This is a genomic window from Rheinheimera sp. ATLC3 (assembly GCF_059429535.1).
Genome location: NZ_CM182103.1, coordinates 144230 through 153823, shown reverse-complemented (window position 1 = coordinate 153823; position 9594 = coordinate 144230). Strand labels below are relative to the sequence as shown.

At 47.7% G+C, this 9594-nt stretch carries 10 protein-coding genes; 9 read left to right on the top strand and 1 reads right to left on the bottom strand.

The annotated features are described in order from the left end of the window. Positions 1–65 precede the first annotated feature (65 nt). The 9 genes from serC to AC5SV9_RS00765 all read left to right on the top strand — a co-directional run bounded on the left by serC (position 66) and on the right by AC5SV9_RS00765 (position 9283). On the top strand, positions 66–1148 hold the full coding sequence (gene serC, locus AC5SV9_RS00805; protein WP_475150253.1) for a 3-phosphoserine/phosphohydroxythreonine transaminase: 1083 nt from the start codon (positions 66–68) through the stop codon (positions 1146–1148). Continuing rightward, positions 1145–2425, top strand: a complete 1281-nt coding sequence (gene aroA / locus AC5SV9_RS00800; RefSeq protein ID WP_475150255.1) for a 3-phosphoshikimate 1-carboxyvinyltransferase — start codon at positions 1145–1147, stop codon at positions 2423–2425. Before serC ends, aroA begins: the two co-directional genes overlap by 4 nt. A gap of 141 nt (positions 2426–2566) precedes the next feature. After that, positions 2567–3256, top strand: coding sequence for a (d)CMP kinase (gene cmk, locus AC5SV9_RS00795; RefSeq protein WP_226765457.1), 690 nt, complete (start codon positions 2567–2569; stop codon positions 3254–3256). Positions 3257–3366: 110 nt separating this feature from the next. After that, positions 3367–5046 carry a 30S ribosomal protein S1 gene (gene rpsA / locus AC5SV9_RS00790; protein ID WP_134054742.1) on the top strand — a complete coding sequence of 560 codons (1680 nt, stop codon included), beginning with the start codon at positions 3367–3369 and terminating at the stop codon, positions 5044–5046. Between the two features lie 64 nt (positions 5047–5110). Next, positions 5111–5395 carry an integration host factor subunit beta gene (gene ihfB, locus AC5SV9_RS00785; protein ID WP_134054744.1) on the top strand — a complete coding sequence of 95 codons (285 nt, stop codon included), beginning with the start codon at positions 5111–5113 and terminating at the stop codon, positions 5393–5395. 42 nt (positions 5396–5437) lie between these two features. Next, positions 5438–5680 (top strand): DUF1049 domain-containing protein, encoded by a 243-nt coding sequence (locus AC5SV9_RS00780; protein ID WP_475150257.1) that lies wholly within the window; start codon positions 5438–5440, stop codon positions 5678–5680. A 3-nt stretch (positions 5681–5683) separates the two neighbouring features. Next, positions 5684–6820 carry an N-acetylglucosaminyl transferase gene (locus AC5SV9_RS00775; RefSeq protein ID WP_475150260.1) on the top strand — a complete coding sequence of 379 codons (1137 nt, stop codon included), beginning with the start codon at positions 5684–5686 and terminating at the stop codon, positions 6818–6820. 16 nt (positions 6821–6836) lie between these two features. Beyond that, complete coding sequence (gene pyrF / locus AC5SV9_RS00770) at positions 6837–7541, top strand: orotidine-5'-phosphate decarboxylase (RefSeq protein WP_475150262.1); 705 nt, start codon at positions 6837–6839, stop codon at positions 7539–7541. Between the two features lie 17 nt (positions 7542–7558). Continuing rightward, positions 7559–9283 (top strand): potassium/proton antiporter, encoded by a 1725-nt coding sequence (locus AC5SV9_RS00765; protein ID WP_475150263.1) that lies wholly within the window; start codon positions 7559–7561, stop codon positions 9281–9283. On the opposite strand, the gene AC5SV9_RS00760 is transcribed toward AC5SV9_RS00765, so the two are convergent. Next, complete coding sequence (locus AC5SV9_RS00760; protein ID WP_475150265.1) at positions 9280–9552, bottom strand: hypothetical protein; 273 nt, start codon at positions 9550–9552, stop codon at positions 9280–9282. The genes AC5SV9_RS00765 and AC5SV9_RS00760 overlap by 4 nt on opposite strands. Positions 9553–9594: the final 42 nt, after the last annotated feature.

Below are 9594 nucleotides of genomic sequence, written 5' to 3'. Positions count from 1 at the left end.
CCGGCGGCACGTTTAACAACCAAGCCAGTGCATTAGAACGCTAATTCAGGAGCAAGTAGTACATTATGACCACCTTTAATTTTTGTGCCGGGCCGGCAATGTTGCCGGTAGAGGTAATGCAGCAGGCACAACAGGAGTTTATAAACTGGCAACAGCAGGGTTGCTCGGTGATGGAGCTTAGCCACCGCAGCAAGGCATTTATTCAGGTCGCTGCGCAAGCGGAACAAGATTTACGCGATTTGCTTGCTATTCCGCAGAATTATAAAGTGTTATTTATGCACGGCGGTGGTCGCGGCCAATTCTCGGCTGTACCACTGAATTTGTTAAAAGCCGGCCAAACTGCCGATTATATTGTCTCCGGGGCCTGGTCAAAATCAGCGGTTGAAGAGGCGGTTAAATACGGCCAGATCCATGCGCAGGATATTCGTCAGAAAACGGCTGGCGGGCTTCGTACTGTGACAGCGCCATCGGACTGGCAGCTTAGTGCCAATGCCGCTTATGTACATTGCTGCCCGAATGAAACCGTAGATGGTGTTGAGTTTACCGGCTTACCTGATACCAGCAGCCCAATTATCGCGGATTTATCTTCGACTATTTTGTCGCGGCCAATCGATGTCAGCCGTTATGGCGTGATCTATGCCGGCGCACAGAAAAATATCGGTCCTTCCGGTTTAACACTGGCTATAGTACGCGAAGATTTATTGCCGTCTAAAGAAACCGTTATTCCTTCCGTGCTGGATTATCGTCTGGCTGCTGAAAATGACAGCATGTTTAATACACCACCAACTTTTGCCTGGTATCTCGCCGGGCTGGTGTTTAAATGGTTAAAACACCAGGGTGGCGTAACCGCCATGGCTACGCGTAACCAAGCGAAGGCTGCTTTACTTTATGATTATATTGATAAAAGTGACTTCTACTCTAACGATGTAGACCCAAGCTACCGCTCTTTGATGAATGTGCCTTTTTTCCTTGGCGATGAGCGTTTGAATGATATGTTTGTCGATCAGGCGGAGCATCATGGCCTGCTGGCACTTAAAGGCCATCGTATGGTTGGCGGTATGCGGGCCAGTATTTACAACGCTATGCCCCTGGAAGGCGTGCAAACGCTGGTAAGTTTTATGCAAGAGTTTGAGCGGGTGCACGGATGAAAAAACTGACATTACAACCTATTGGTAAAGTGAGCGGTGAAGTACATTTGCCCGGCTCAAAAAGTATTTCTAACCGGGTATTGCTGCTTGCAGCTGTTGCTGAAGGTACAACGCATATTACCAATTTACTCGACAGTGACGACGTGCGGCATATGCTTAATGCTTTAACGGCCCTGGGGGTAAATTTCACGCTGTCACCATGCCGCACTGAGTGTGAGGTGCACGGGCTAGGCGGGTTATTTAGTCATCCTCATGCCATCACCATGTTCCTTGGCAACGCCGGCACCGCCATGCGCCCTTTAACCGCGGCGTTAGCGGCATCCAGCGTCGATGTAACCCTGACAGGCGAGCCCCGCATGTACGAGCGCCCAATTGGTCACTTAGTTGATGCGCTGCAGCAGTGGCATGCTGATATAAGCTATTTACAGCAAGATGGTTTTCCGCCTCTGCGTATTAAAGGCCAGCCACTCAACGGCGGCACGATAAAAATCGATGGCAGTATTTCAAGCCAGTTTTTAACTGCAGTATTGATGGTGGCGCCGTTACTTAACGGTGACAGTGAAATAGAGATTATTGGCGAGTTGGTGTCCAAGCCTTATATCGACATTACCCTGGCATTAATGGCTCGCTTTGGTGTTACTGTGGTCAATCATGCTTATCAGCGATTTAGCGTAAAAGGCAGCCAGTGCTACCGTTCACCCGGGCATTGGCTGGTTGAAGGTGATGCTTCCTCAGCATCGTACTTTCTTGCAGCCGCCGCTATTAAAGGCGGGAGTATCAAAGTCACGGGCATTGGCAAACACGCCGTGCAGGGGGATATTCATTTTGCTGATGCGCTGGAGGCTATGGGGGCTAATGTTGAGTGGGGCGATGATTATATAATGGTAACGCGTAACAGGCTTGTCGGTATTGATCGTGATTATAACGCCATACCCGATGCCGCGATGACCATAGCCACTGCAGCGTTGTTTGCTGACGGCCCAACCACTATCCGTAACGTGTACAACTGGCGTGTAAAAGAAACTGACCGCTTGGCTGCCATGGCGACTGAGCTTCGTAAAGTAGGTGCTGACGTTGAAGAAGGCCACGATTACCTGAAAATAGTCCCGCCGTCTCAACTGAAGCATGCGAGTATCGCAACCTACAACGATCATCGTATGGCTATGTGTTTCTCTTTGGTTGCGTTAAGTGATACTGCAGTGACTATTGAAGACCCCGACTGCACAGCAAAGACCTTCCCGGACTATTTCAGTGTCTTTCAGCAACTGGCTTGCTAGATAGCGTGTCATCCAGACGCGTAGCCTTCTGAGCGCGCGTCTTTCCTTCGTTTTATCGTAATTAAACACAGATTTTGTCGCAAAAAGCTGTATAATACCGCCGTTTTTAAATCCGATTAACCAGTAGTTAAAGGGGGTAGGATGCCACACTCTGCAGCAGTAATTACCATTGATGGCCCGGGTGGTTCAGGCAAAGGCACTATTTGTCGCTTGCTGGCTCAGCGCTTAGGCTGGCAATTACTGGACAGTGGCGCCATATATCGGGTTTTGGCTTTAGCTGCGATGCATCACCAAATCGAAAGTGATGACGAAGAAGCGCTGCAACCACTGGCTGCGCACCTCGATGTTCAGTTTAGCAGTGACGAAACAGGCAACATGCGTATTACGCTGGAAGGCGAAAACGTTACACACACCATCCGTACGCAGGAAGTTGCTGATATTGCGTCAAAAATTGCTTCATTGCCGCGGGTTCGCGAAGCGCTGCTGCGTCGTCAGCGTGCTTTTGCTGAAGAGCCGGGCCTGGTTGCGGATGGTCGCGATATGGGGACGGTAGTTTTCCCCCAGGCAGACGTTAAAATATTTTTAACCGCCACCGCCGAAGAGCGCGCCAGACGGCGTTATTTGGAGTTGAAAGAGAAGGGCTTTGATGTTAACATCGGCGACCTTTTGAGCGAAATCCAGGCTAGGGACGAGCGCGATATGAACCGCGCCACTGCGCCGTTAAAACCGGCTGCTGATGCCTATATGCTGGATTCGACAAACAAAACGATTGAACAAGTGTTGGAAGAGGTACTGAACTACACCGGCATGAAGTTGCCAGCTGTGGTATGAACCAGGCCAAAACCGCATTTTGGACAGCCTGTTAAATGGATTTAAACAGGTTAATTTAGCAACCCCACAACGCATGATGCAGCGTGGAGCACTTAACTGAAAAAGTGAATATGACTGAAAATTTTGCACAATTATTTGAGGAAAGCCTCAAAGCCATCGAAACCCGTCCGGGTGCCATTGTTAAAGGTACTGTTGTTGCCGTTCTGAAAGACGTCGTTATGGTTGACGCTGGTCTGAAATCAGAAGCTGCAATTCCGGTTGAGCAGTTCAAATCTCTGAACGGTGAAATCGAAGTTAGCGTTGGTGACATCATTGACGTAGCGTTAGACGCGATTGAAGATGGTTTCGGTGAAACCTTACTGTCTCGCGAAAAAGCGAAACGTCACGAAGCCTGGGTACGCCTGGAAAAAGCATGTGAAGACAAAGAAACTGTTATCGGTGTTATTACTGGTAAAGTTAAAGGTGGCTTCACGGTTGAAGTTGACGGTATTCGTGCATTCCTGCCTGGTTCATTAGTAGACGTACGTCCGGTGCGTGACACTCTGCACCTGGAAAACAAAGAACTCGAGTTCAAAGTTATCAAACTGGATCAGAAGCGTAACAACGTGGTGGTATCACGTCGTGCGGTTATTGAATCAGAAAGCAGCCATGAGCGTGACCAGCTGTTAGAAACGCTGGAAGAAGGCATGGAAGTTAAAGGTATCGTTAAGAACCTGACTGACTACGGTGCATTCGTTGACTTAGGTGGCGTAGACGGCTTACTGCATATCACTGATATGGCTTGGAAACGCGTTAAGCACCCAAGCGAAATCGTTAACGTTGGCGACGAAATTCCGGTAAAAGTACTGAAATTCGACCGCGAGAAGCAGCGCGTATCTTTAGGCCTGAAACAAATGGGCGAAGATCCGTGGGCAGCTATCGCTTCACGTTACCCAGAAGGTGCGAAAATCACTGGTCGCGTAACTAACCTGACTGACTACGGCTGCTTCGTTGAAATCGAAGAAGGCGTTGAAGGTTTAGTACACGTATCTGAAATGGACTGGACTAACAAGAACATCCACCCATCTAAAGTGGTTAACCTTGGCGATACTGTTGAAGTTATGGTTCTGGAAATCGACGAAGAACGCCGTCGTATTTCTTTAGGTCTGAAACAGTGTAAAGCTAACCCATGGGAAGAGTTCGCTAAGGGCTTCAACAAGGGTGACCGTGTAAGCGGTAAGATCAAGTCAATCACTGACTTCGGTATCTTTATCGGCTTAGATGGCGGCATCGATGGTCTGGTTCACCTGTCTGACATTTCTTGGAACGCAACTGGCGAAGAAGCCGTTCGTGAATTCAAGAAAGGCGACGAAGTACACGCTGTTGTACTGCAAGTTGACCCAGAGCGCGAGCGTATTTCTTTAGGTATCAAGCAACTGGATGAAGATCCGTTCAATGGTTACCTTGCTGACAACAAAAAAGGTGCTATCGTTAAAGGTGAAGTAACTGCCGTTGACGCTAAAGGCGCTACTGTGATGTTAGAAGGTGCTGTAGAAGGTTATATCCGTGTATCTGACATCGCGCGTGAGCGTATCGAAGATGCAACTACTGTACTGAAAGTAGGCGAAGAAGTTGAAGCTCGTTTAATGGGTGTTGACCGCAAAAACCGCGTAATCAGCCTGTCAATCAAAGCGAAGTTCGAAGCTGAAGAAAAAGAAGCTATGGATACTATCAACAGCAAGCAACAAGAAGCTGATTTTGGTGGTAACGCTATGGCCGAAGCATTTAAAGCTGCTCAGAAGCAGGATTAATTGCTAACAAAGCAGGGGGCAAATGCCTCCTGCTTTATCCATTAGCAGGTTTGCCGGAGGGTCTATGACCAAGTCTGAATTAATTGAAAAATTAGCTACTGATTTCCCACATATTCAGGTCAAGGATGTTGAAGCTTCAGTTAAAGAAATCCTCGAGCAGATGGCGCAGTCATTAGCTGGCAACGAGCGAATTGAAATTCGTGGTTTTGGCAGTTTCTCATTACATTACCGTGCACCTCGCGTAGGCCGTAACCCTAAAACAGGCGATAAAGTAGAGTTAGACGGAAAATATGTCCCTCACTTTAAACCAGGCAAAGAGTTACGCGACCGGGTAAAAGATAACACCTGAGTAACCTCTTATCGAGATGTTCAGGCGTAACCGGAGTATCCCTTGCGCAGACTACTTTATATCGTCGTATTAGTAGCCCTGATTTTGGCAGGGGTACTGTTTGGTTCTATTAATCAGCAGGTTGCTGATTTAAACCTTCTTATTATTAGTGTTCAGCTCAGAGTAGTTGATATCGCACTGCTGTTCTTATTGCTTGGTATGTTACTTGGCTGGCTTATTATCATGTTGTATTCCTTACAACGTAAAGCTAAGGGTTGGCTGCGTAAATCAACGGAAAGCCGCTAACCTATGTTAGAGCTGCTGTTTTTATTATTGCCGGTAGCAGCAGCCTATGGCTGGTTCATGGGTCGAAACAGCGTAAAACATAAAGAGCTGAAAGGCCGGGCCAGCATTACCCGCAACTTATCGTCGGGTTTGAATTTTCTACTGACCGATCAAGAAGACAAAGCCATTGAGCAGTTGCTGGAACTGCTGGATATTGAAGCGGCGACCATCGAAACCTACCTTGCATTAGCGAACCTGTTCCGGCGTAAAGGTGATTGGGACAAGGCTATTCGCATACATGAAAAACTGCACCAGTTAAAACTGCCTAAGCCACAAGCACAGCAAATACAATTTGAGCTGGCGAAAGATTATTTTTCTGCAGGTTTATATGACCGGGCAGAGAAACTGCTGGTCACGCTGGTAAAATCGCCGTCTCTGGGCGAGGCAGCATTAAAGCAGTTATTCAGTATCTTTATTGCTACTCACGAGTGGAGTAAAGCAAAACAATATAACACAGCGGTTGATGCAACTAACTCTCGGTCACTGCGCATAGCCCAGGCTAATATGCAGATAGAGGCGCAAAAGCAGTCGTCTGATATCAACATCACCTTAATAGCAGAACTTGCCGAGCGTTACCCGGCAGCGATACGGCCTAAATACGAGCTGGCCCAGCAAGCTTTGCAGCTAAACGAAAAGGCGCTGGCAAAATCAGCATTGCTCTTTATTGTTGAGCACAAGCCGCAATGGGCTGCTGACATATTACCGTTATTACAACAGTGCAATTTAGCCGGTGAAGAGTGGTATCAGTTGCTTAGCCACCTGGCTAATAAACATAACAATATAACAGCGACGGTATTATTAGCCGCCTGGTTATCTGAACATGGTTCAGCCACTGCTGCAGAGCAGTTTTTGCTGGATAAACTGACACAACAGCCCAGTATTCGCCTTTTTCAGCAGCTACTACAAATACGCCAACAGCAGTCAGCACCGGCAGCTGAAGTACTATCGTCTGTAAAAGAGCTGGTAAACGCTTATCTGGATAAAAAGTCGTTATACGGCTGCCGTAATTGTGGCTTTAAAACCCGAAAACATTATTGGTTATGTCCCTCATGCCAGCAGTGGGAAACTGTTGAACCTGTTGGTGGTATAGATGGGCGTTAGAAGTAAAGGAAAAGATATGGTTTGCCAAACGCCTGTTGTGGTTGCGCTGGATTTTGAACAAAAACAAGACGCGCTGAACCTGGTTAGTCAACTGGACCCGGCGCTATGCCGCTTGAAAGTGGGAAAGGAGATGTTCACACATTTCGGCCCGCAGTTTGTGCAGGAATTGCAGCAAAGACGCTTTGATGTATTTCTCGACTTAAAATTTCACGATATTCCCAATACTGTCGCAAAGGCAGTTAAAGCCGCAGCCGATCTTGGGGTCTGGATGGTTAACGTGCATGCTTGTGGCGGTAGCAGAATGATGAGCGCAGCGCGCGATTCTCTGATATCCTATGGCACTGAAAAACCACACCTTATTGCTGTTACCGTGCTAACCAGTATGGAGCAGAGTGACCTGACAGAGTTAGGCATACAGCTCACACCAGAGCAGCAGGTTATGAAGCTGGCTACGTTGGCGCACAGTTCAGGTTTAGATGGCGTAGTATGTTCTGCTCAGGAAGCTACACTATTAAAGCAGACATTTGGTCAGGAGTTCTGTCTGGTGACACCTGGCATCCGCCCGGCTAGCAGTGCTCAGGATGATCAGAAAAGGGTTATGACACCAACTCAGGCCCTTAAAGCGGGTGTGGATTATATGGTAATTGGCCGTCCTATCACTAAGGCTGCACAGCCGCTGGATATGTTAAATGCCATCGTTCGGGAGATTTCAAACGTCTAATTAATCAGGAGGTTAGGGTGGATGGCATAAACCTCGCAATATTAGTTGGCGGTTTTCTTTTTGTAATAAGCATTATAGCTACTCTTATCTCGGCGCGTCTCGGCGCGCCTATGCTGCTTGTCTTTCTTATTATTGGTATGTTGGCTGGCGAGGAAGGTATCGTCGGTATTCAGTTCGACAATCCCCAGGTCGCCTTTTTAATTGGCTCTATAGCTTTGGTCATTATTCTGTTCGACGGCGGCATGCGCACACATCCGGAACGTTTTCGTGTTGCTTTAGCGCCGGCATCAATGCTGGCAACGGTCGGCGTGGTACTCACATGCGCCATTGTAGGGGTGTCAGCTGCTTATCTGCTGGATATGACGCTATTACAAGGCCTGTTGCTCGGAGCAATTCTTAGTTCAACCGATGCGGCAGCAGTGTTCTCTATATTCCAATCACAAGGTCTGCGCATTAAAGAACGGGTGGCATCTACGCTTGAAATTGAATCAGGCAGTAATGATCCAATGGCGGTTATGTTAACGCTGACACTAGTTGGCGTGTTGGCTGAAGGCCATGCGCTTAGCTGGGACGTTGGCAGAACTTTTTTGCAGCAAGCGGTAGTGGGCGGCATTATGGGGTATGGAGCAGGGCGGGTATTTGTTTTCCTGTGCCGTAAACTGCCGCTGAATTTTGCCTTCTTCCCACTGTTGGCCGTTGCCAGCTGTATCTTTATTTATGCCATGACAAATATGTTTGGAGGTAGCGGCTTTTTAGCCGTGTATCTGATGGGATATCTGGTTGGCAATGCCAGGTTACCGCAAATTATACATATACTGCGCATGCATGACGGTTTAGCCTGGATCAGCCAAATTAGTATGTTTTTGATGCTGGGTTTGCTGGTTGTACCGAGCAACTTAATGAACCATTTGCTGTCAGCGCTCATCCTTGCGGCGATCCTGATCTTTGTCGCCAGGCCAATCGCCGTGCTATTCAGCCTGATACCATTTCGTTTTCCGGTCAGGGATCAGTTATTTATCAGCTGGGTTGGCCTGCGTGGCGCGGTACCCATTATTCTGGCGTTATTTCCCTGGCTGGCCGGCATGCCCGATGAACACCTGTATTTTGACGTCGCTTTTGTGGTGGTTATTGTCTCGCTGGTTGTTCAGGGCTGGAGCATAGTGCCGGTAGCCCGCTGGTTAAAGCTGGAAGTACCGGCTGAATTGGCGCCGGACAACGCTATGCCACTTGATGCCATTCCAAGCAACGACGTGATGGAGGTGTTATCGTTTAAGGTAACAGACACATCTCCGGTATTGACTCTGGGCTGGCAGGATTTTCAGTTTAAGCAACCCATTCAGTTTTTGGGCGTTATTCGTGACGGCGAATGGATATTGCCGGATAAAAAGCCGGTATTTCATGCTGATGACACTTTGATGGTGCTGGCAAAATTAAAGCATGTTCAGAAAATAAGCGAAGTATTGGCCAAAGATGCCGAGAAGTCCGTGCTGAGCAATAGCAGTTTCTTTGGTGATTTCGTACTAAACGGCGATATCAGCCTTAGCGATTTGGATGCATTCTATACCATTAACCTTGTTGGGCAGGACAAAAACCAGACGTTGGCCGCGTATATTGCACAGCGTTTCCATCGTCGGGTGGTAATTGGTGACCAGCTGCGGCTTGACCAGCTTTTACTGACTGTTCGCCAGGTGAATGAAGCTGGTGAAGCAACTCAGGTTGGTATTAAGCCGGTATCGGATTAATCCGCATTATCGGCTTTGGCATCATCGAGTAAAACGCGGTTAAGCCGCGTTTTTGCCATTACATATAAATTGACGGTTTCCCTAAGCTCAGCGTGGGTTTTAAGTAACGCATTGTGTTTTTTCTCTAGCTCATCAAAATCTTTTTTCAGCTGAATATACTCGCTTAATCCTTTAAAAATGGCTTTCGAGTATGTAAGTTCCGCCGTCATGCGCTGAACCTTAGCCAAAATATCCAGTTGGTCGTCGGTGGGCCTGATAGTAAGTGCCATGAATAAGCCAGAAAGTAAGTACAGATAACAACGCATTTTACT

Coding starts and splice junctions, on each gene's coding strand:
- aroA (WP_475150255.1), top strand. CDS start 1,145: ATGAAAAAACTGACATTACAACCTATTGGTAAAGTGAGCGGTGAAGTA.
- ihfB (WP_134054744.1), top strand. CDS start 5,111: ATGACCAAGTCTGAATTAATTGAAAAATTAGCTACTGATTTCCCACAT.
- rpsA (WP_134054742.1), top strand. CDS start 3,367: ATGACTGAAAATTTTGCACAATTATTTGAGGAAAGCCTCAAAGCCATC.
- AC5SV9_RS00775 (WP_475150260.1), top strand. CDS start 5,684: ATGTTAGAGCTGCTGTTTTTATTATTGCCGGTAGCAGCAGCCTATGGC.
- serC (WP_475150253.1), top strand. CDS start 66: ATGACCACCTTTAATTTTTGTGCCGGGCCGGCAATGTTGCCGGTAGAG.
- pyrF (WP_475150262.1), top strand. CDS start 6,837: ATGGTTTGCCAAACGCCTGTTGTGGTTGCGCTGGATTTTGAACAAAAA.
- AC5SV9_RS00760 (WP_475150265.1), bottom strand. CDS start 9,552: ATGGCACTTACTATCAGGCCCACCGACGACCAACTGGATATTTTGGCT.
- cmk (WP_226765457.1), top strand. CDS start 2,567: ATGCCACACTCTGCAGCAGTAATTACCATTGATGGCCCGGGTGGTTCA.